Annotated in this window: 18 protein-coding genes; 10 read left to right on the top strand and 8 right to left on the bottom strand. The window is 66.0% G+C overall.

What is annotated here, in order from left to right; translation table 11 throughout:
• Positions 1-6: 6 nt before the first annotated feature.
• Positions 7-741 (bottom strand): 16S rRNA (uracil(1498)-N(3))-methyltransferase, encoded by a 735-nt coding sequence (locus V9L20_RS15730; RefSeq protein ID WP_337297299.1) that lies wholly within the window; start codon positions 739-741, stop codon positions 7-9.
• On the bottom strand, positions 742-1,836 hold the full coding sequence (locus V9L20_RS15725; protein ID WP_337297298.1) for an aminoglycoside phosphotransferase family protein: 1,095 nt from the start codon (positions 1,834-1,836) through the stop codon (positions 742-744).
• 234 nt (positions 1,837-2,070) lie between these two features.
• Here V9L20_RS15725 and V9L20_RS15720 point away from each other — a divergent pair, with 234 nt between their 5' ends.
• From V9L20_RS15720 to rsmA, 3 genes are read left to right on the top strand one after another with little or no spacing between them, the layout of a single operon-like run.
• Positions 2,071-4,653, top strand: coding sequence for an LPS-assembly protein LptD (locus V9L20_RS15720; RefSeq protein ID WP_337297297.1), 2,583 nt, complete (start codon positions 2,071-2,073; stop codon positions 4,651-4,653).
• A gap of 17 nt (positions 4,654-4,670) precedes the next feature.
• Entirely contained in the window at positions 4,671-6,077 is a 1,407-nt protein-coding gene (locus tag V9L20_RS15715) for a peptidylprolyl isomerase (protein ID WP_337297296.1), read from the top strand.
• On the top strand, positions 6,077-6,847 hold the full coding sequence (gene rsmA / locus V9L20_RS15710; RefSeq protein ID WP_337297295.1) for a 16S rRNA (adenine(1518)-N(6)/adenine(1519)-N(6))-dimethyltransferase RsmA: 771 nt from the start codon (positions 6,077-6,079) through the stop codon (positions 6,845-6,847). Before V9L20_RS15715 ends, rsmA begins: the two co-directional genes overlap by 1 nt.
• Before the next feature lie 270 nt (positions 6,848-7,117).
• On the opposite strand, the gene V9L20_RS15705 is transcribed toward rsmA, so the two are convergent.
• The 3 genes from V9L20_RS15705 to V9L20_RS15695 form a co-directional block, all read right to left on the bottom strand.
• Positions 7,118-7,543 (bottom strand): barstar family protein, encoded by a 426-nt coding sequence (locus V9L20_RS15705; protein ID WP_086012221.1) that lies wholly within the window; start codon positions 7,541-7,543, stop codon positions 7,118-7,120.
• 50 nt (positions 7,544-7,593) lie between these two features.
• Positions 7,594-8,007 carry a ribonuclease domain-containing protein gene (locus V9L20_RS15700; RefSeq protein ID WP_337297294.1) on the bottom strand — a complete coding sequence of 138 codons (414 nt, stop codon included), beginning with the start codon at positions 8,005-8,007 and terminating at the stop codon, positions 7,594-7,596.
• Positions 8,008-8,190: 183 nt separating this feature from the next.
• Positions 8,191-10,533, bottom strand: a complete 2,343-nt coding sequence (locus V9L20_RS15695; protein WP_281148894.1) for an NADP-dependent malic enzyme — start codon at positions 10,531-10,533, stop codon at positions 8,191-8,193.
• Positions 10,534-10,700: 167 nt separating this feature from the next.
• Here V9L20_RS15695 and V9L20_RS15690 point away from each other — a divergent pair, with 167 nt between their 5' ends.
• The 7 genes from V9L20_RS15690 (at position 10,701) to V9L20_RS15660 (ending at position 19,218) form a co-directional block, all read left to right on the top strand.
• Positions 10,701-11,750 carry an SPFH domain-containing protein gene (locus V9L20_RS15690; RefSeq protein WP_157616494.1) on the top strand — a complete coding sequence of 350 codons (1,050 nt, stop codon included), beginning with the start codon at positions 10,701-10,703 and terminating at the stop codon, positions 11,748-11,750.
• Positions 11,751-11,759: 9 nt separating this feature from the next.
• Positions 11,760-13,259: a DUF4178 domain-containing protein gene (locus V9L20_RS15685; protein WP_258503084.1), complete on the top strand. Its 1,500-nt coding sequence runs from the start codon at positions 11,760-11,762 to the stop codon at positions 13,257-13,259.
• Positions 13,260-13,316: 57 nt separating this feature from the next.
• Entirely contained in the window at positions 13,317-13,535 is a 219-nt protein-coding gene (locus V9L20_RS15680) for a DUF350 domain-containing protein (protein WP_015868006.1), read from the top strand.
• A 15-nt stretch (positions 13,536-13,550) separates the two neighbouring features.
• The gene (locus V9L20_RS15675; protein ID WP_337297293.1) at positions 13,551-15,101 is read left to right on the top strand and encodes a polyamine aminopropyltransferase; all 1,551 of its coding nucleotides are present in this window, start codon (positions 13,551-13,553) and stop codon (positions 15,099-15,101) included.
• A gap of 7 nt (positions 15,102-15,108) precedes the next feature.
• Complete coding sequence (locus V9L20_RS15670; RefSeq protein WP_337297292.1) at positions 15,109-16,719, top strand: FAD-dependent oxidoreductase; 1,611 nt, start codon at positions 15,109-15,111, stop codon at positions 16,717-16,719.
• Positions 16,720-16,857: 138 nt separating this feature from the next.
• Positions 16,858-18,210 (top strand): esterase-like activity of phytase family protein, encoded by a 1,353-nt coding sequence (locus tag V9L20_RS15665; protein ID WP_337297291.1) that lies wholly within the window; start codon positions 16,858-16,860, stop codon positions 18,208-18,210.
• A gap of 33 nt (positions 18,211-18,243) precedes the next feature.
• Positions 18,244-19,218, top strand: coding sequence for a LysR family transcriptional regulator (locus V9L20_RS15660; RefSeq protein WP_337297290.1), 975 nt, complete (start codon positions 18,244-18,246; stop codon positions 19,216-19,218).
• On the opposite strand, the gene V9L20_RS15655 is transcribed toward V9L20_RS15660, so the two are convergent.
• From V9L20_RS15655 to speD, 3 genes are read right to left on the bottom strand one after another with little or no spacing between them, the layout of a single operon-like run.
• Positions 19,160-20,554 (bottom strand): aminopeptidase P N-terminal domain-containing protein, encoded by a 1,395-nt coding sequence (locus tag V9L20_RS15655; protein ID WP_337297289.1) that lies wholly within the window; start codon positions 20,552-20,554, stop codon positions 19,160-19,162. The genes V9L20_RS15660 and V9L20_RS15655 overlap by 59 nt on opposite strands.
• Entirely contained in the window at positions 20,551-21,261 is a 711-nt protein-coding gene (locus V9L20_RS15650; protein WP_274708771.1) for a nucleotidyltransferase family protein, read from the bottom strand. The genes V9L20_RS15655 and V9L20_RS15650 overlap by 4 nt, the downstream gene beginning before the upstream one ends.
• Before the next feature lie 26 nt (positions 21,262-21,287).
• Entirely contained in the window at positions 21,288-21,677 is a 390-nt protein-coding gene (gene speD, locus V9L20_RS15645; RefSeq protein ID WP_258503074.1) for an adenosylmethionine decarboxylase, read from the bottom strand.
• Positions 21,678-21,711 lie beyond the last annotated feature (34 nt).

Raw genomic sequence — 21,711 nt, 5'->3', positions numbered from 1 at the left:
GCTGGCCTAGTGACCGGCCAGCGATACCAGCGCGGCGAGTGCCGCGGTTTCCGCGCGCAGCACGCGGGGCCCGAGCGTGACCGGCGCAAAGCCGCACGCGAGCGCTTCTTGTTCCTCAGCGGCGCTCAGACCGCCTTCGGGACCGCTCAGCACCAGCACGCTTCGATCGGCCGGAGCCGACTCAATGGCGTCGGCCAGGCGGCGCGTGCCTTCGGCAAGGCTCAGGATGAGGCGCAGCGCCTCTTTGCCTACCGCTGCGTCGATCCACGCCGAGGGGCTCGAGAAAGACCGCACTGGATGAATCACCGGCACGCGGTTGCGGCCGCACTGCTCGCACGCCGCAATAGCAATCGCTTCCCAATGCGCCCTCTTCTTCTCGGCACGCTCGCCCGAAAGGCGCAGCACGCCGTGGGCGGTCGCCAGGGGCTGGATGCTCGCGACGCCCAGTTCGGTGGCCTTTTCGACCAGCCAGTCCATGCGTTCGTTGGCCGGCATGCCGACCGCGAGATGCACCGCGCGCGCAGCTTCGCGCTCCGCCGGCGTGTGGACGCCGACCGTGACGGAAACGTCGCTGCGCCCCATGCGCTCGACCGTGGCCGCGTATTCGCCGCCGGAACCGTTGAACAGCGTGAGTTCATCGCCGGGTTGCATCCGCAGCACCTGCACGTGGCGCGCGGCGCCGGGCGGCAGGGCCAGTGTGACGCCGGCGGCCAGCGGCACCGGGCAGTGAAAGCGGGGCATCTAGACCCTGCCGTAGGCAAAGCCGGTGATGGCCGAGCTGCCTTCGATTTCGTCGATCACACGCAGCAGCGGGGTCAGCTCCATGTAGCGGCTGGCCGTGGAGCGGATGTAGGCAATGAAGCGCGGCGTGTCGGCCAGGTAGCGCGGCTTGCCGTCGCGCAGCGTCAGGCGGGCGAAGATGCCGGCGACCTTGAGGTGGCGCTGCAGGCCCATCCATTCGACGGAACGATAGAAAGCGCCGAAATCCGGATCGACCGGCAGCTTGGCCTTGCGGGCGGCCTCCCAGTAGCGGATCGTGATGTCGAGCACGAATTCTTCGTCCCAGCTCAGGAAGGCGTCGCGCATCAGGCTGGCGATGTCGTAGGTGATGGGGCCGTAGACCGCGTCCTGGAAGTCGAGCACGCCGAGGTCTGCATCATTGCGGACCATCAGGTTGCGCGGCATGAAGTCGCGGTGCACATAAACGCTTCGCGAGGCCAGGTTGCTCTCGACGATGAGCTTGAAGCTGCGATCGAGCCGCTCCTTGAGTTGGCCCTCGACGGCAATGCCGCGATGGCGGCCGATGTACCACTCGGGAAAAAGCGCCAGTTCCCGCTCGAGCAGCGCCCTGTCGTACGGCGGCAGCACGCCCGGCCTGGACGCCAGTTGCCAGCGGATCAGCGCGTCGATCGCCTGGTCGTAGAGCGGACGGCTCGCGTCCGGCTGGGCCGGATCGATCACGTCGAGCATGGTCTGGTGGCCGAGATCGTCGAGCAATAGAAAACCGTTCGGCCGGTCCCATTCGAGCACCCGCGGCGCCGTGACGCCGGCTTCGGCCATCAGGCGGGCGACCTGCACGAACGGCTCGCTGTTCTCCTTGTCGGGCGGCGCATCCATCACGATGCGGGTGCCAGCGGCCTCAGCGGCGTCGACGCGGAAGTAGCGCCGGAAGCTCGCATCGGCCGATGCGAGGCGCACGGTGCCGGGCAGCAGGCGGTGCGCGGCGGCAATGCCGGCCAGCCAGCCTTCGAACACCGCGGCGCGCTGCGGATCGGCCCACAGAATGGGGTTGGCAGGGGGTGCGGGCTCGGTGGCCGGGGACGGGGGTGCTGTCATGGATAATCGATTCTACAAATCCGCCTGGCGCGGCAACTCCTGCGGTCCTCCCTGGTCGAACAGAGTTGCCGCCGGCCCCTGCAACCTGCCGGCCTGCCGCGCCGTCCTCCCGACGATCCTTCGTTCCTGACCGATGCCTACGATCCAAAGCTCCCACGTTTGGCACCTTGTGCACTCGCAGCCCTCCTTGGGGAGACTGCGGTCCTTCTCCGGAACGATGCGGCGGGGCGCTTGATGAGCCGACGTGCTGCTGCCTTGCGGCGTTCCGGCCCGCCGCTGCCGTTGGCGTTGCTGTCGCTGGCGCTGCTGCACGCGCACGGCGCCTCCGCGCAGCCGGCGGGCGGCCTCGACGGCCCGCTGGTGCTCAAGCGCACGCCGCAACTGACTGAAACACTGCCCCCCGCGGAGCGCAGCCAACTGCCGAGCCTGATCACCGGGGATCGCCTGTCGGGCCGCCAGGACCTCGAAACCGTGGTCGAGGGCAACGCCACCTTGCGGCGCGGCGAAGTCGCCATCACCGCCGACCGGCTCGAGTACTACCAGCCCGACGACCGCGCCAAGGCGCGCGGCAACGTGCGGGTGAACCAGGCCGGCAACGTGTACGAAGGCCCCGAGCTCGAACTCAAGCTCGAGACCTTCGAGGGCTTCTTCAACAACGTGCGCTACAGCTTTCTTGCCACCGGCGGGCACGGCGAGGCGCAGCGCATCGATTTCGTCGACAGCAGCGTGTCGGTGGCCCGAACCGCCACCTACACCACCTGCCGCCGCGAAGACTACCCGGGCTGGATGCCCGCCTGGCTGCTGACCGCGGCCACCATGACCACGGACACCGAGGAAAACATCGGCGTGGCCACCAATGCGCGGCTGAGCTTCATGGGCATCAGCACGCCGCCGCTGCCGAGCGTGAGCTTTCCGCTGTCCAGCGAGCGCAAGAGCGGCCTCTTGCCGCCGACGATCGGCATCGACAACACCAACGGCATCGAGATTTCGCAGCCGTACTACTGGAACATCGCACCCAACCGGGATGCCACGTTCACGCCCACGCTGATGAGCAAGCGGGGGCTCAATCTGGGCTCGGAATTCCGCTATCTCGAGAAGGGGTACAACGGCACCATCCGCCTCGACTTCATGGGCAGCGACCGCCTGGTGGGCCAGCGCTACAACGAGCTGCGCGCCAGCCAGCTCCAGCAGCTGGCCAACGGAGAAATCCAGGCCAAGGACCTGACCGCGGCGCCCAACAGCAGCAAGCGCTGGGGCATCTGGGGCACCCATCACCAGGAGTTCAATGCCAAGGCGCTGGGCCTGGATTCGCTGTCGGCCAACATCAACATCAACCGGGTCAGCGACGACGACTACTGGCGCGACTTCACGCGCACGCCCACGCTGGCGCAGCGCCAGCTGCCGAACGAAGCGTCGCTCAACTGGGCCAAGGACGACTGGAGCGGCATTCTGCGCACCACGCGCTACCAGACGCTGCAATACAACCTCTCGCCGATCGTGCCGTCGTACGACCGGATGCCGCAGATCACCGCGAACTATGCCAAGTACGACTGGCACGGCTTCGACGTGGGGCTCAACCTCGACTACACGCGCTTCCGGGTCAACAGCATCCTGAGCGGCCAGCCCGGCTTCGACGTCAACCAGCAGTCGCAGCCCGACGGGGACCGCGCCTTCGCGCAGGCAACCATCAGCCGCCCGTTCATCACGCCGAGCTCCTTCATCATTCCGAAGCTGCAGCTCCATGCGACTTCGTACAACTACTACCTGCCGCAGGCGGACGTTCCGAAGCTCACCGTCAACGGAATCACGTACGTCAACGGCGTGCCCTACAACCCGAACTCGCTGTACTTTTTCCCGACGTCGAGCAGCCGGACGGTGCCGACCTTCAGCCTCGACAGCGGGCTGATCTTCGAGCGCGATGCGAACTACTTCGGCCGTGCCTTCCGCCAGACGCTGGAGCCGCGCGCTTACTACGTCTACACGCCGTACCGCAACCAGAGCATGCTGCCGAACTACGATTCGGCGGCCAACGATTTCAGCTTTGCGACCATCTATACCGAGAACGCGTTCTCGGGCAACGACCGCATCTCCGACACCAACACGCTCACGCTCGGCGTGACGTCCCGCCTGATCGACCCCGCCACCGGCGTCGAGGCGGCGCGCTTCGGCATTGCGCAGCGGCTGCGCTTCAGCGACCAGAAGGTCACGCTGCCGGGCGGCGTGCCTGTCACCGACCGCGCGAGCGACCTGCTGGTGGGCGCGCAGATCAACTGGACGCCCAAGTGGAGCCTGGACACCGTCGTGCAGTACAACCCCGACACGCAAAGGTCCACGCGCTCGGCCATCAGCGCGCGCTACAACCCCGAGCCATATCACAACCTCAGCGCCGCATTCCGCTACCAGGCGCCCAGTACCCCGACCGCCACCGACGGCAACAAGTCGATCGACGTGGGCTGGCAATGGCCGCTCAACGACCTGTGGGGCGACAAGGGCAAGGACCTCGGTCCGGGCAAGGGCCAGGGTGGCGGCCGCTGGTATGCGGTGGGCCGGCTCAACTACAGCCTGCAGGACAAGAAACTCACGGACGGCGTGCTCGGTTTCGAGTACGACGGCTGCTGCTGGATCGGCCGCGTGGTGCTGCAGCGCGTGACCACCGGGCAGGTCACGGCCAACACCCGCATCATGTTCCAGCTTGAATTCGTCGGATTTTCCAGCATCGGATCGAGTCCCATGCAGGCCCTGCGGCAAAACATCCAGCGCTACCAGCCCCTTCGCGAGCCCACCGAGGCACCGAGCCGCTTCACCAATTACGACTGAGACGATTGAGCAACGCCATGAAACACATCCGTTCCATCCTTACCCTGAGCTGCCTTGCGGCGCTGGCCGCAACGTCGGGCGCGCAGGGCCTGCGTTCCGGCGGCGGCATCACGGACATCATGCGCGCGGGGCCGCGCCTTGCGCCTCCGGTGCAGCGCAGTGCTGCCCCTCCCGCTGCGGCGCCCGTGCAGCGCTCGGCCGAGTACATCGTTGCGCTGGTCAATTCCGAGCCCATCACCAACACCGAGGTGCAGACGCGCGTCACGCGCCTGGTCCGCGAAAACCCGGAGGCCGAGCGCGTGCCCCGCGCTGAACTCACACGCCTTGTGCTCGAGCGCCTGATCTCCGAGCGCGCGCAGCTCCAGCTGGCGAAGGAAAACGGCATCAAGGTGGACGACGTGGCGATCGACCAGGCCGAGCAGACCGTGGCGCGCCAGAACGAGCTCAGCCTCGAAGAACTGCGCCGCCGTGTCGCGGCCGAAGGCATCACGCCTCGCCAGTTCCGCAACGACCTGCGCGACCAGCTGCTGCTCACGCGCCTGCGCGACCGCGAAGTCGAATCGAAGGTCAAGGTCAGCGATTCCGAAGCCGACGAATACCTGCGCGACCAGCGCAACTCGCCCACCAAGGCCGCGGCCCTGCAGAACATCAATCTCGCGCAGCTGCTCGTCGCAGTGCCCGAGAACGCCACCGATGCGCAGGTTGCCACGCTGCAGCAGAAGGCGCAGGGGCTCGCGCAGCGTGCCCGCTCGGGCGAAGACTTCGCCAAGCTGGTGCAGGAAAACTCCGATTCGCCCGATCGCGCCAACGGCGGCGCCATCGGCATGCGCACCGCCGACCGCTATCCGACGCTGTTCGTCGAAGCGACCCAGTCGGTGCCGGTCAACGGCATTGCGGGCCCCATCCGCTCGGGCGCGGGCTTTCATGTGCTGAAGGTGCTGGCCAAGGCCCAGCTGGGCGCCACAGACGCGACCGTTACGCAAACCCAGGTGCGCCATATCCTGCTGCTCAACGATCCCAAGCGCACCACCGCGCAGGCTGTGGCGCAGCTGGCCGAGTTCAAGCGCCGCGTGCAAGCCGGCTCGGCCGACTTTGCCGGCCTGGCGCGCGACAACTCGCAGGACGCCAGCGCCAAGGAAGGCGGCGACCTCGGCTGGTCGCGCCCGGGCCAGTTCGTGCCCGAGTTCGAAGAAGCCATGGACCGGCTCGCACCGGGCCAGATCAGCGACCCCGTGGTGTCGCGCTTCGGCGTTCACCTGATCCAGGTGGTCGGCCGCCGTGAATCCAAGCTCACGCAGGCCGAGCAGCGCGAAGCCGCACGCGCGGTGCTGCGCGAGCAGCGGGTCGAGGAAGCCTTCACCACCTGGGTGCAGGAAGTGCGCGCGCGCGCCTACGTCGAATACCGCGAGGCGCCCCAGTCCTGATGGCACATATCGCCAGGAAGCGGTTCGGGCAGCATTTCCTGTCCGATGGCGGCATCATCGATGCGATCGTGCACGAGATCGCACCGCAGCCCGGCGATGCCATGGTCGAGATCGGTCCGGGGCTGGCGGCGCTCACGCAGCCGCTGGTCGAACGGCTCGGACGCCTGACGGTGGTCGAGCTCGACCGCGACCTGGCCAAGCGCCTGCGGGACCATCTGCAGCTCGATGTGATCGAGTCGGACGTGCTCAAGGTCGATTTCGCCGAGCTGGCCGCCCGGTTTCCGACGCCGCTGCGCGTGGTCGGCAACCTGCCCTACAACATCTCGACGCCCATTCTTTTCCATCTGCTGGGCTTCGCCCACCTGATTGCCGACCAGCACTTCATGCTGCAGAAGGAAGTGATCGACCGCATGGTCGCCAAGCCCGCCACTTCCGACTACAGCCGCCTGAGCGTGATGCTGCAGTGGCGCTACGAGATGGAAAACGTGCTGTTCGTGCCGCCGGAGAGCTTCGATCCGCCGCCGCGTGTCGACAGCGCCGTGGTGCGGATGGTGCCGCTGGCGCAGCCGCCGGCTGTCGATGCCGCGCGGCTCGGTGAGATCGTGCAGGTCGCCTTCAGCCAGCGCCGCAAGATCATGCGGCATACCCTGGGCAGGTGGCTCGAAGAGCATGGCTTTGCGGGCGAATTCGACGCCCAGCGCCGGGCCGAGGAAGTGCCAGTGGCCGAATACGTGGCCTTGGCGCAGGCCGTCCCCCCCGAGCCCAAATAAAAAAAGCCCGTCGAAACGGGCTTTTTTGCTCGCGCCGGAGGCGGGGCTTTTAAGCCGCCGCCAGCCAGTAGCCCGCATTGAAGGGGCTGCTCATGCGCAATGCGAGCGGAGAAACGTCGACCAGTTTGTCGGTCGGCATTTTTTCGCCTTCCGGCTCCGTGCCGGTTGCCGCGGCAGCTGTGCCGCCGTTGATTTCGATGCCATCGAGTGCTGCGCCGTTCGGCTGAGCCTCGTTCGCCCGTTCTGCTTGGCTGGTGTGTGCAGAACGGGCTACAGAAAAGAATAGAAGCACCGGAACGGGACTTTCCGGTCTCCCCAGTAGTCGGAGGCGTCGCGGAAGATGTCGAGCAGTTGCTCGCGTGCTTCCTTGTCGAACTTGGCGTTGGCCGGAATCTGCTCGAGCACGATGACGAAACCGGGCTGCGGGCCCGATTTATGCAACGGGTCGGTCATGCAGTCGTACAGCGCGTCGAAATTCTTGCCGAAGTGCGCCGGAAAGGTGAACTGCTGCGCGATGAGGTCGAGAACGTCCTGCTTGGTCTGGGCATTGCCCAGGTTGGCGTACAGGAAGTGCTGGCCCGCTGCGTTGGCGGCTTCCTGCAGGTCGTTCACGCGGAACGCACGAATCGATTGCACGATGTTCGGGCGTACGGCACGAAGGGATAAGGTCATCTCCGCTGGTCTTTCCATAGTCATCATCATTTCTTCGGGGCGCTTCGGGGCGCCGCTCAAGTCGTTGTCATCGCTCATGGTGCAATCCGTCTGAAACTCGCGTAGTGGTCTGCCGTATACCAGCAGGCCTCGGGTGTCGTGCGCTGTTCACCGCCGCAGACAATGCGCCGCGCACCGCGATCGCGCGAGCCGGGTGTTGCCACCGTGTACTCGCGGTAATGACCGCGCCGCGCCGGCGGCAAAAGACGCTCGCGATTGCCAAATACAGTGCCGTCCTTTTCGTATCGGAAGGGGCCGCCACTCAGGATGGCTTCGTAGGTTCGCTGGCCCTGAACCGGCAATTCGGACAGTGCGATCGATTCCTGGGCGGGCTTTCCGGTGCCGAACCACTCGCGGCGGGCCTCGGCCCCCGTCGCCAACGCCGCCAGCACAAAGCCGGTGAGCGCAAACTTAGTGACAGAGGACGTGATCGAGGCGTAAGCCGCCATGGGGCACCACAAGAAAAGAGCGGGGGTTCCGAATTGGCGGGCAAACCTTGGGGTTAACCCGCAAATTCAAGCCCGCGAGTGTGCACCACGCTGGCGAAAATAGCAAGCGACTGCCCAAAGTTTGAGCAGTGCGAAGGGGCGGAGGGTGGCTGTTTAAGTGGGCAACCACTCTCGCCAGAGAGCTTATCGCTCCGCGTTTGCGTCGGCGACAGTCAAAGCTGTCATGTTCACGATGCGTCGAACAGTTGCGCTGGCCGTGAGAATATGCACAGGTTTGGCGGCACCGAGCAGCACCGGGCCGATGGCGATATTTCCGCCTGCCGCGGTCTTGAGCAGGTTGTAAGAAATATTGGCTGCATCGATGTTCGGAAAAACCAACAGATTGGCGTCGCCCGCGAGCGCACTGTGCGGCATGACGACCGCGCGCTGCTTGCTGTCGAGCGCCACGTCGCCGTGCATTTCGCCGTCCACTTCGAGCCAAGGCGCCTGTACGCGCAGCAGGTCGAGCGTCTTGCGCATCTTGACCGCGCTGGGCTCGTTGCTGGTGCCGAAGTTGGAATGCGACAACAGCGCGGCCTTGGGCTTGAGGCCGAAGCGCATCATTTCCTCGGCCGCCATGGTCGTGATTTCGGCCAGCTCCTCGGGCGAGGGGTCGTAGTTGACGTGGGTGTCGACCAGGAACACCTGGCGGTCGGGCAGCAGCAGGCCGTTCATGCAGGCGTACACCGGCACGTCCTGCGGGGTGCTTTCGCAGCCGCCGGGGCGCTTGCCGATCACCTGGTCGATGTAGTGCAGGTGGATCAGCGTGGTGCCCCAGGTGCCGCAGATCATGCCGTCGACCTCGTCCTTGTGCAGCAGCATGGCGCCGATCAGCGTCAGGCGGCGGCGCATCTCGATCTTGGCGGTTTGAACCGTCTGGCCCTTGCGCTCCGTCATGCGGTGGTAGGTCTGCCAGAAGTCGCGGTAGCGGTGGTCCTGCTCGACGTTGACGATGTCGTAGTCGAGCTCTTCCTTCAGGCGCAGGCCGAACTTCTCGATGCGCTGAGCAATGATGGCCGGGCGGCCGATCAGCGTGGGGCGGGCAATGCCTTCGTCCACCACGATCTGCGCGGCGCGCAGGACGCGCTCTTCCTCGCCCTCGCAGTACGCCACGCGCTTCTTCTGCGCCCGCTTGGCGGCGTCGAAGATCGGCTTCATGGTGGTGCCCGAGGCATAGACGAAGCTCTGCAGGCGGTCGCGGTAGGCGTCCATGTCCTTGATGGGGCGCGTGGCCACGCCGCTCTCCGCCGCGGCCTTGGCCACCGCCGGAGCGATCTTCATCATCAAGCGCGGATCGAACGGCTTCGGAATGAGGTATTCAGGGCCGAAAGACAGCTTTTCGCCGACGTAGGCGGCGGCCACCCGTTCGCTCTGCTCGGCCTGCGCCAGATCGGCAATGGCGTGCACCGCGGCAATTTCCATCTCGTCGGTGATGGTGGTGGCGCCCGAGTCGAGCGCACCGCGGAAGATGTACGGGAAGCACAGGACGTTGTTGACCTGGTTCGGGTAGTCGGTGCGGCCCGTGGCCATGATCACGTCGGGACGCACCGCATGGGCGTCTTCAGGCGAGATCTCGGGGTTCGGGTTGGCCAGCGCAAAGATCACCGGGCGGGGCGCCATCTTGGCCACCATGGCGGGCTTGAGCACGCCGCCGGCCGACAGGCCCAGGAACACGTCGGCGCCTTCGATCACCTCGGCGAGCGTGCGCGCCGTGGTTTTCTGCATGTACTGGCGCTTGTCGTCGTCCATAAGCTCTTCGCGGCCTTCGTAGACCACGCCGGCCAGGTCGGTCACGAACACGTTCTCGCGCTTCAGGCCCACCTTGAGCAGAAGGTTCAGGCAGGCCAGCGCCGCGGCGCCCGCGCCGGAGGTGACCAGCTTGACCTGGGTGATGTCCTTGCCCGCCACTTTCAGGCCGTTGAGCATGGCCGCGGCCACCGTAATGGCCGTGCCGTGCTGGTCGTCGTGGAACACCGGGATCTTCATGCGCTTGCGCAGCTCGCGCTCGACGTAGAAGCAGTCGGGGGCCTTGATGTCTTCGAGGTTGATGGCGCCGAAGGTCGGCTCCAGCGCGGCGATCACCTCGACCAGCTTGGCGGGGTCCTTTTCGTCGATTTCGATGTCGAACACGTCCACGCCGGCGAACTTCTTGAAAAGCACGCCCTTGCCTTCCATCACCGGCTTGGCCGCCAGCGGGCCGATGTCGCCGAGGCCCAGCACGGCGGTGCCGTTGGTGATCACCGCCACCAGGTTGCCGCGCGCCGTGTACTTGAAGGCGTTGGCCGGGTCCTTGACGATTTCCTCGCAGGGCGCGGCCACGCCGGGCGAATAGGCCAGCGACAGGTCGCGCTGGTTCACCATCTGCTTGGTCGCGGCGATGGCAATCTTGCCCGGCACCGGAAGCTCGTGGTACTCGAGGGCGGCGCGCCGCAACTCGGCGCGCTTGTCTTCGGGCGTAGGGGTCGATGAGTTCGTCGAATCGGACATGTGCCGTTGCTCCTGGTGGCGCTTCTTCTGGGGGCGCCGATTGTAGACCTCGGCCCATGACGCCATAGGCCGCATGGCGGGGCATGGGCCTTGCCGAAAGCACGCCGGCCTGTCAAGGCGATGTGGCAATATGCGCAGTCTGTAAAAAAATTCGACGAGGAGCGGCCATGGCCCTGATGGATTTCATCAAGAAACAGTTCATCGACATCATCCAGTGGACCGAGACTGGCGATGGCACGTTGGCCTGGCGTTTCCCCATGGCCGAGATGGAAATCCAGAACGGCGCCTCGCTCACCGTGCGCGAGTCGCAGGTGGCCGTGTTCGTCAACGAAGGCCAGGTGGCCGACGTGTTCGGCCCCGGCATGTACAAGCTCACGACGCAGACGCTGCCCGTGCTCACGTACCTGAAGAACTGGGACAAGCTCTTCGAATCCCCTTTCAAGAGCGACGTGTACTTCTTCAGCACGCGCCAGCAGGTCGACCAGAAGTGGGGCACGCCGCAGCCCATCACCATCCGCGACAAGGACTTCGGCGCCGTGCGCCTGCGCGCCTTCGGCAACTACTCGTTCCGCATTGGCGACGCCAAGCTGTTCCACACCGAGATTTCCGGCACGCGCGACATCTACAGCGTGGCGGACCTCGACGGCCAGCTGCGCGGCCTGGTGCTGCAGAACATCAGCAACGCCATTGCCTCCAGCGGCGTGCCCTTTCTCGACCTTGCGGCCAACCAGATCCAGTTTGCGCAGGCGCTGGCCGCGCAGCTGGTGCCCGAGTTCGAGAAGATCGGCATCAAGCTCGAGAACATCACGGTCCAGAACGTCTCGCTGCCCGAAGAGCTGCAGAAGATCCTCGACCAGAAGATCGGCATGGGCATGGTCGGCAACGACATGGGCAAGTTCATGCAATACCAGACCGCGCAAGCCATTCCCAAGTTTGCCGAGGGCGCTGCCAACGGCGGCGGCATTGCGGGCGACGCCATGGGCCTGGGTGCCGGCGTGGCGCTCGGCCAGGTGCTGGCGCAAAACCTCGCGCAGGGCCTGAGCCCCAACGCAGCGGCGCAGGCTGCGGCAACCCAGCAGCAGCCTGCTGTTGCCGTGGTGAGCCCGAACGACGTCATGACCACGCTCGAAAAGCTCGGCGAGCTCAAGACCAAGGGCATCCTCACGCAGGAAGAGTTCGACGCCAAGAAGGCGGAGCTGCTCAAGAAGCTGGTCTAAGCACCGGCAATGGCTGAGCAACCAGGCGCCCAGCGCGCCTACCGTGCGCCCTGCCCTGGCTGCGGCGCACCGGTCGAATTCCGTTCCGCGCAATCGACGCATGCGGTGTGCCCGTATTGCCAGAGCACCGTCGTGCGCCAAGGCGACACGCTCGCGCGCATCGGCAAGATGGCCGAGCTGTTCGACGACTTCAGTCCGCTGCAGCTGCTTGCAGCCGGCCGCATCCAGGACCAGCCGTTCACCATCGTCGGGCGCCTGCAATACAGCCACCCGGGCGGGCGCTGGACCGAATGGATTGCCGCTCTCGACGACGGCCGAGCCGGCGTCCTGAGCGAGGACAACGGCGCCTATGTCTTTGCGCTGCCGTTCGAACTGCAGCGCGTCGCGCCGCCGCCCACCGACCTGCGCGTGGGCGCCACCAGCGCGTTCAACGGCCAGAGCTACACCGTTTCGTCGAACGAACAGGTGGCGCTGCTTTCCGCCCAGGGCGAGCTCTCGCATCTGCCGGAACTGGGCCGCTCGTTCCCCATGGTCGAGCTGCGCAGCGGCAACGGGCTGGTGCTCAGTCTCGACTACAGCACGCAGCCTCCGGGCGCGTACCTGGGCCGCTCGGTACAGCTCGAAGACCTGCAGCTCAGCGGCCTGCGCGACGAATCCGCCAAGGACGAAAAAGGCCGCGCCTTCAACTGCCCCAATTGCGGCGCGCCCGTTACCGTCAACCTGGCCGACAGCAAGAGCATCACCTGCGGCTCGTGCGACAGCATCATCGACCTGTCGCAAGGCATTGGCGGCGAGCTGAAGCACGCGGAGCAGAACGAACCCGTTCGCCCGCTCATCGCCATCGGCAGCGTGGGCCAGTTGCAGGGCGCACAGTGGCAGGTGGTGGGCTTCCAGCACCGCATGGGCACCGAGCCGGGCGACGACGAGCACTTCGGCTGGAGCGAGTACCTGCTGTACAACAAGAAGCGCGGCTTCAGCTTCCTGGTCGACGCCGAAGACGGCTGGAGCATGGTCAAGCCGACCACCGGCGCACCGGTCATGGCCGAGAACGGCAGCAGCGCCAGCTACCTTGGCAAGCGCTACACCCAGCAATACGCCTACAACGCCGAAACCACCTATGTGGCGGGCGAGTTCTACTGGCAGGTGGAGCGCGGACAGAAAACCTTCAACCGCGACTTCGCCAGCGGCAATGCACTGCTGTCGATGGAGCGCTCGGCCAACGAACTGACGTGGTCATCGGGCAGCAAGCTCGACAGCGGCGCGGTGTCCGCCGCGTTCAAGCTCGACGACAAGAAGGACATGTTCGTGCGCGGCGACGCACTGCCCGTCAGCGCTGCGTCGGGCATGGGCTGCGGCACGATCATCTTCATCGTGATCATCGTCATCGTTCTGCTCATCATTCTGAGCACCTGCTCGTCGCGTTGCGACCCGAGCGTGCAAAACTGTTCGAGCTCGCGCAGCACGGGCGGCTCGTACGGCGGCTATTCGAGCGGCGGCGGCCACAAATGACGGCGGAGTTTCTCGCGATGTCTTCTCTCACTACTGCTACTACGACTGGAGGTCCCCATGGGATTTGAATGGCTGAAACCGGGCGTGGTCCTCGGATCGCTCGTGTATGCGCTGCTTGGCGTGCTGATCTTCTGGCTGTGCTTCCTGATCATCGACAAGCTCACGCCCTACGATTTGTGGGGCGAGATCGTCGAGAAGCAGAACGTCGCGCTGGGGCTGGTGGTCGCGGCAATGAGCCTGGGCATCTGCGTCATCGTGGCCGCGGCAATCCATTAGCGCTTGCTTGCTTCCGTGGACGCTCCTGTCAGTCCGGCGCCGCCGGCCAAGGGGCCGCAGCCCGTTGAAATTGCGCTGCTCGCCAGCGTGTTCGTGGTGGCCGCCTGCGGCCTGGTCTATGAACTGACCGCGGCCGCGCTGAGCTCCTACCTGCTCGGCGACTCGGTGCTGCAGTTCAGCACCATCATCGGCACCTATCTCTTCGCCATGGGCGTCGGCTCGTGGCTCTCGCGCTATTTCGAGCGGCAGCTGCCCGCGCATTTCCTTCGCATCGAACTGCTGGTTGCGCTCATCGGCGGCGCGCTGCCGGCCATTCTTTTCCTGGCCAACGCGTATGTGCCCGGCGCCTTCCGCCTGCTGCTCTACGGCCTGGTGATGGTGGTGGGCACGCTGGTGGGGCTCGAGATACCGCTCGTGATGCGCATCCTCAAGCGCAACATCCAGCTCAAGAACCTGGTATCGCAGGTGCTCACCTTCGACTATCTCGGTGCGCTGGCCGTGTCGGTGGCTTTTCCGCTCATCCTGGTGCCGCAGCTCGGCATGATTCGCACGGGGCTCTTGTTCGGCTTCATGAACGCGGCCGTGGCCGTGTGGGCGCTATGGCTGTTTCGCCATGAACTGCGCCGCATGGGTGCCCACGCGGTGGCTTGCTTTCTTGCGCTCGCGGCGCTGCTTGGCGCCTTTGTGTGGGCCGACCACATCACCACGCTGGCCGAAGACAAGTTCTACCAGGACCACATCGTGTTCAGCGCCAGTTCGCCCTATCAGCGCATCGTGGTCACGCGCGGGCAACTCGGGCACCGACTGTTCCTGAACGGCAACCTGCAGTTCGCCGAGCGCGACGAATACCGCTACCACGAGGCGCTCGTTCACCCGGCAATGGCCGCGCACGGCGCACCGAAGAAAGTGGCGGTGCTCGGCGGCGGAGACGGCATGGCGGTGCGCGAGATTCTCAAGTACCCGTCGGTCGAATCGGTCACGCTGGTGGAGCTCGATCCGAACATGACCCAGCTTTTTACCGGGCATGAAACGCTGGCTGCGCTCAACGGACATGCGCTGTCGTCGGCCAAGGTGAAGGTCGTCAACACCGACGCCTTCCAGTGGCTGCAGCAACCCGGAGACATGTTCGACGTCATCGTGGTGGACTTTCCCGACCCGACCAACTTTGCCATCGGCAAGCTCTACACCAACAGCTTCTATTCGCTGCTGGAAAAGCGTCTTTCCGCGAGCGGCTACGCGGTGATCCAGACCACATCGCCGCTGGTGGCGCGCAAGAGCTACTGGACCGTGGCAACCACCATCGAGTCGGTCGGTCTGAAGGCCACGCCGTATCACGCGCATGTACCGAGCTTCGGCGAGTGGGGCTACATCATCGCCAGCCGCCGCCCGTACCGCATGCCGGATGCGCTGCCCTCCGGACTGCGTTTCCTGGCACCTTCGACATTGCCGTTGATGTTCGACTTTCCACTCGACATGGCGCGTGTGCCGGCCGAGGTCAACCGCCTGTCGAACCAGACTCTCGTCACCACTTACGAACAAGAGTGGGGCAAGGTCATGACGCACTAGCCCCGGCATGCAGCGGCGCGATTTTCTCGGTGCAGTGGGTGCGGCGGGCGCCTTTGCCCTCGCGGGCTGCGAGGCGCCGCAGCCAATCATCGAAGGCGGCTTCACCGGCATCGACATGGCGCGAGGCCACGCCATGCGCGACGGCGGGCTCAAGAGCCAGGCCCCTGCAACCGTGAAGCGCACGCGCGTGGTCATCGCCGGAGGCGGCGTTGCAGGCCTTGCCGCGGCGCGCGCCTTGCGGCTTTCGGGCATCGAAGACTTCGCCCTGCTCGAACTCGAAGACACGGCCGGCGGCAACTCCCGTGCCGGCATGGTCAACGGCATTGCCTGCCCGCTGGGCGCGCATTACCTGCCGGTGCCCGACGACAACGCCCGCGAGGTGCAAGACCTGCTGGAGGAACTGGGCCTGCGCCGCCGCGTGGCCGGGCGCTGGGAATACGACGAACGCAACCTTTGCCACAGCCCGCAGGAGCGCCTGTTCTTTCGCGGCGAATGGCAGGACGGCCTCCTGCCCGTGCATGACGTCGGCGAGAGCACCCATGCGCAGTACCGCAAGTTCGCGCAACGAATCGATGCGCTGCAGCACGCGGCGCATTTCGCCATTCCCGCGCTCAAGGTGGCGGCAACCCCCGAGCTGCTCGCGCTTGACGCCGTTCCGTTCGAGCGCTGGCTCGACAGCGAAGGCTTCAGCGATCCGCAACTGCGCTGGTACCTCGACTACTGCTGCCGCGACGATTACGGCGCCGGCATCGCCCATGTTTCGGCTTGGGCCGGCATCCACTATTTCGCAAGCCGGCACGGGTTTCATGCGCCGGGTTCGTCGGGCGTCGGTGCGGATTCGAGCCCCGAACGCGACGGCGTGCTCACCTGGCCCGAGGGCAACGGCTGGCTCACCAAGCGGCTCGCCGAGCCCCTGGGTGACCGGTTGCATACGGGGCAGGTCGTCACGCGCATCGCCGATCTGCGCGGGGGCGTGGAGGTCGACGCCTGGGACGCCGAAACGAAATCGCTGGTGCGCTGGCAGGCCGAGCGCTGCATCGTCGCGCTGCCGGTGTTCATCGCCGCCCGCATCGTCGAGAACGCGCCGGAGGTGCTGCGCAATGCCGTCGCGCACACGCGCTATGCGCCCTGGCTGGTCGCCAACGTGCACCTGAGTGGCCCGTTTGCCGACCGCCCCGGCGCGGCGCCGAGCTGGGACAACGTCGTGTACGGCACACGCGGCCTGGGGTACGTCGATGCGCGCCACCAGACGCTCGACCCTACGCCGCGCGGCACCGTCATCAGCTGGTACCGCCCCCTCGGGCCGAGCAGCTACGACTCGGTGGACGGACGCCGCCTGTTGCAGGACCGCCCCTGGACCGGATGGCGCGACGACCTGCTTGCCGAGCTCTCGGTGCCGCATCCGGACCTGCCGGAGCTGGCTACGCGCGTCGAGATCACCCGCTACGGCCACGCCATGGCCATTCCAACGCCGGGCCTGTTGGCACGCATGGGTACTGCGCACCGCGGCCACGTTGCCGCCGGGCGTCTCTCGTTCGCGCATGCGGACTGGTCGGGCTACTCCATCTTTGAAGAAGCGTTTACGCGTGGGCACGTTGCGGGCATGGTCGCCGCGTGACGATCCTCGCCGCACTGGCCGTGTCCCGGCTTCTGGCGAACAAGCCTTCGCTCCAGTTCTGAACGCTGCATGTCATGGCCGCGTCACGCGCAATCGGCATGGTCTCCCGTTTCGATTGAAACCTTTCTGCTTGCTCTCATGACGCGCATCGCTTCTCTCTCCTTCGTCGCCCTTGCCGGCGCATTTGCTTGCGGCAACGCCGCCGCACAGACCGTTTTTCCGGTCACGCTCGCCGGCCATGCCGTGCTGCCCGCGCAGAGCTTCGTGGCCGCGCCCAAGGACGCGCCGGCCGATCTGCAAGTGAGCGGCAAGTTCACCTCGGGCAAGCGCGTGGAGGCGCTGGGCACTGTGGAAGGTCTCTCGGGCGGGCGAGGCACGGGCGTTTCGGTGCCCTTCAAGGGCCAGTCGCTGCAGGGCCATTCGGGCATCAAGAAGATGGACGACGGCTCGTTCTGGATCCTTACCGACAACGGTGCGGGCGCCAAGGCCAATTCGCCCGACTTCATGCTCTACCTGAACCACTACAAGGTGGACTTCAAGAGCGGCAAGTTCAACCGCCTCGACACCGTTTTCCTGCATGACCCCGACAAGAAGGTGCCCTTCCGCATCGTTCATGAAGGCACGAAGCAGCGCTACCTCACGGGGTCCGACTTCGATCCCGAGAGCCTGCAGTTTGCCGGCGGTGCGATGTGGATCGGCGATGAGTTCGGTCCCTTCCTGATCAAGGCCGACCTGAAGGGCAAGGTGCTCGCGGTGTTCGACACGCTGGTGGGCGGCAAGGCCGTACGCTCGCCTGACCATCCGTCGGTCACCACGCCGGGGGCACCGGGTGGCGCGGTCGATTTCCAGGTCAAGCGCTCCAAGGGTTTCGAAGGCATGGCGGCGTCGAAAGACGGCAGCAAGCTCTATGCGCTGCTCGAAGGCCCGGTGTGGAACGCGGAGACCAAGGACTACGAGAAACAGGACGGCAAGGAAGCATTGCGCGTGCTGGAGTTCGACGTGGCCTCCGAAAAGTGGACGGGCCGCCACTGGCACTACGTGCTCGAGGCCAACGGCCATGCCATCGGCGACTTCAACATGATCGATGGCACCACGGGCCTCATCATCGAGCGCGACAACGGCGAAGGCACCAGCGACAAGGCCTGCCCCGAAGGCCAGAAGCGTACCGACTGCTTCCACGACATCGCCAAGTTCAAGCGCATCTACAAGGTCGAGCTGAACGACGCCAACGTGGGCGGTGCGGTGCGCAAGATCGGCTACATCGACCTGCTGAACATCGCCGACCCGGCCAAGCTCGCGCGCAAGCCGCTGAACGACGGCGTGCTCAAGTTCCCGTTCTTCACCATCGAGAACGTCGATGTGGTCGATGCGACGCACATCGTCGTGGGCAACGACAACAACCTGCCGTTCTCCAGCAGCCGCGAGCCGAACAAGGCCGACGACAACGAGCTGGTGCTGCTTGAAGCGGGGGCGTTGCTGCAGGCCAAGTAGCCTGAGTCTGCCGCGGTCTCGATAATCGGGCGCATGTCGCCCGAACTGCTTCCCGCCATTGCCGCCTTCGCACGCGTTGCGCACCACGCCAGCTTCACGCGAGCGGCGGAAGAACTGGGTGTCTCGCCTTCGGCCCTGTCGCAGACCTTGCGCACGCTCGAGCGGCGGCTGGGCGTGCGCCTGCTCGATCGCACCACGCGCCGCGTGGGCGTGACCGAACTGGGCCAGCAGCTGCTGAAGGGTGCGCAGCCGGCGCTTGCCGCGCTCGCGCAAACGGTCGAAGGCATCAATGAGGCGCGCGACAAGCCGGCGGGGCTGCTGCGGCTGAACGTTGCGCGCGCGTCGGCGGAGCTCCTGCTGTATCCGCACCTGGGGGACTTTGCCGAAGCGTTTCCCGACATCACGCTCGAACTGGTTTGCGACAACCGCATGGTCGATCTGGTCGAAGGCGGTTTCGATGCGGGCATCCGGCTTGGCGAAAGCCTGGCGCAAGACGTGGTGGCGTTGCCGATGGGCGGGCCGCAACGCATGGTGACTGTTGCGTCGCCGCGCTACCTCGCAAAACGCAAATTGCCGAAGACGCCCGAAGACCTGCGCGAGCACCGGTGCATGAACTACCGCCTGACCACCGGCGGCCTTTATCGGTGGGAGTACGCGCAGGACGGCCGCGTGCTCGATGTCGAAGTGGCCGGCCCGTTGATCAGCAACGACGGCGACGTGCTGCTGGCCGCCGCGCGCGACGGCGCGGGCATCATGGTGGCTTTTGAAGGCGTGGTGCGCGGCGATCTGGACAATGGGCGGCTGGTGCCGCTGCTCGAGCCCTGGTGGCCGACCTTTCCGGGCTTCTATCTCTATCACCCGAGCTCCGCGCAAATACCGCGCAAGCTGCGGGTCTTCATTGACTTCCTGCAGGCGCGGCATGCGCCGCCGCCGGTGTCTCAGCGAGCGGTCAAGCTCGCATCAGTGCCTCGATCTCGTCCGCCTTCACCGGCACGCCGCGCGAAATAAGTTCGCAGCCGGTGGCCGTGACGATGGCGTCGTCCTCGATGCGAATGCCGATGTTGTGGAACTGCTCGGGCACGCCGTCGGCGGGCCGCACGTAGATGCCGGGCTCCAGCGTCAGCACCATGCCCGGATGCAGGATGCGGCTCGGCCGGTTCTTGATGACCTCGTTCGACAGCGGATCTTTTCGCTCGCTCACTTCGCCCACCTGCGTGGGCTCGACGTAGCTGCCGCAGTCGTGCACGTCCATGCCCAGCCAGTGGCCGGTGCGGTGCATGTAGAACTGGAAGTAGGCGCGCGAGTCGATCACGTCGTCGACGCTGCCCACCTTGTTTGCGTCGAGCAGGCCCAGGTCGAGCATGCCCTGCGCCAGCACCTTCACGGCCGCGTCGTGCGGGTCGTTGAAGCGGTTGCCGGCCTTGGTGGCTGCGGCCGATGCGTCCTGGCTGGCAAGCACCAGGTCGTACAGCGCGCGCTGCGGGCCGCTGAACTTGCCGTTGGCCGGAAAGGTGCGCGTGATGTCGCTCGCGTAGCCATCGAGCTCGCAGCCGGCGTCGATGAGCACCAGCTCGCCGCTTCGCACCGGCGCCGCGTCGGCGCGGTAGTGCAGCACGCAGGCATTGGCGCCCGCCGCCACGATGGAGCCGTAGGCCGGGTACTGCGAGCCGCCCAGGCGGAACTCGTGCAGCAGCTCGGCATCGAGGTGGTATTCGCGCACGTCCTTGCCCTCGCGCAGCATGCGGGCCGAAAGCTGCATCGCGCGAATGTGCGCCCTGGCGCTGATCTGCGCGGCACGCCGCATGATGTCCTGCTCGTGCGCGTCCTTGATCAGCCGCATTTCGTCGAGCGGGCCGCACAGGTCGTGCTGCTCCTGCGGACACAGCGCCCCGTAGCGCACGCGCGCGCGCACCGATTGAAGCCAGCCGTCGACGCGGGTTTCGAGCCCCTTGTGGGTGGCGAACGGAAACCACACGGTCGACCTGTTCTCGAGCAGCTTGGGCAGCTTGGCGTCGAGGTCGTTGACCGAAAAGGCCTCCGTCACGCCTAGCGCCTCGGGGGCCGCGTCGGGGCCCAGGCGGTAGCCGTCCCAGATCTCGCGCTCCAGGTCTTTGGGCGCGCAGAACAGCGTGCTACGGCCGTCGCCCGCCAGCACCAGCCAGGCGTTCGGTTCGGTAAAGCCTGTCAGGTAATAGAAGTAGCTGTCGTGCCGAAACAGGAAGTCGGTGTCGCGGTTGCGCTGCTGCTCGGGCGCGGTCGGCACGATGGCGATGCCGTCCTTGCCCAGTTGCGAGGCGAGGCGCGCGCGGCGCTCGGCGTAGATCTTGTTGTCTTCTGAGGTCATCTTGGCGTGTTCAGTTGAAGAAGCCGTTCGGGCGTTCCCACATCGGTCCAGGGCCCGGTGTAGAGCTCGGCGCTCACGAGTTCATTGTCCATCGCGGCGCGCAAGATGGGTGCCAGCGGGGCTTTGAGGCCCGCCGGGTTGCCGGCGGGAATGCTGCAGTAAGGCGGCGAAAAGAGCGCGGCGCGGTACAGGCCGATGGTCGAGAAGGTGTACTTCTCGGCCGCCGAATTGAGCGCCAAACCCTCGGCCGAGAGGCCAAAATCGCCCTTCGGGTTGTGCGGCGGGTTGGGCACCAGCCACAGGTGCGCGAGCTTGCCACTTGCCGCAAAGCGCTCCACCGAGGCTTGCGTGAAGGCGAAATCCGGCGCGAACACATCGCCGGCCGCCACCCAGAAAATATCGCCCAGCCGCGGCAGCGCGCGCACGATGCCGCCCGCCGTTTCCAGCGCGCCGCCAAAGTCGCGGCCTTCGTCGGAATATGAAATTGATAGCGCGCGCTGCTCGCCAAGCTGCGATTCGGGGCCGAAGCGGCCGGAAATCTGCTCGCCCAGCCAGTCGGTGTTGACCACCAGTTGGGTAAATCCGCCGGCCGCCAGGGCTTCCATGGGCCATTGCATCAGCGGCTTGCCGCGCACTTCGAGCAGCGGCTTGGGCGTGGTGTCGGTCAGCGGCCGCATGCGCTCGCCGCGGCCGGCCGCGAGGATCATGGCTCGCACCGAGGAGGGCGCCGGCTTCAAGCGGCCACCTGGCCGACCTGGCCGCGTACGAGCTCGTTGCGTTCGCTGCGGCCGGGTTGGAACAGCGCCACCAGGCATTCCATCAGCGCATGCGCCTTGGCCGAATGGTCGGCGCCGAAGTTGCACACATACACATCGAGCGTGGCGCCGCGCTGCTCGGGCCAGGTGTGGATGCACAGGTGCGATTCGGCCAGCAGCACCGTGGCTGTGACGCCGCCCGGCCCCTGCGGAGTGGCCGGAAACCCGTGCACCAGTTTGCCCACCGGCTGCAGCCCGGCGGCCGTGACGGCCTTCAGGCAAACGGCGCCGAGCGCCTCCTTGTCGGTGAGCCATTGCATTGCGCATTGACAGTCGTGGAGATCGGCGGTGAGGTGCAGCCCGTGCATGGGTGGCAACTCTAGCAGTCCGGGTGTCGCCAAA

It is taken from the genome of Variovorax sp. CCNWLW225 (assembly GCF_037204045.1).
Classification (GTDB): domain Bacteria; phylum Pseudomonadota; class Gammaproteobacteria; order Burkholderiales; family Burkholderiaceae_C; genus Variovorax.
Note: the sequence above shows the minus strand (reverse complement) of the source record. Positions and strands in the feature narration are given on the sequence as shown.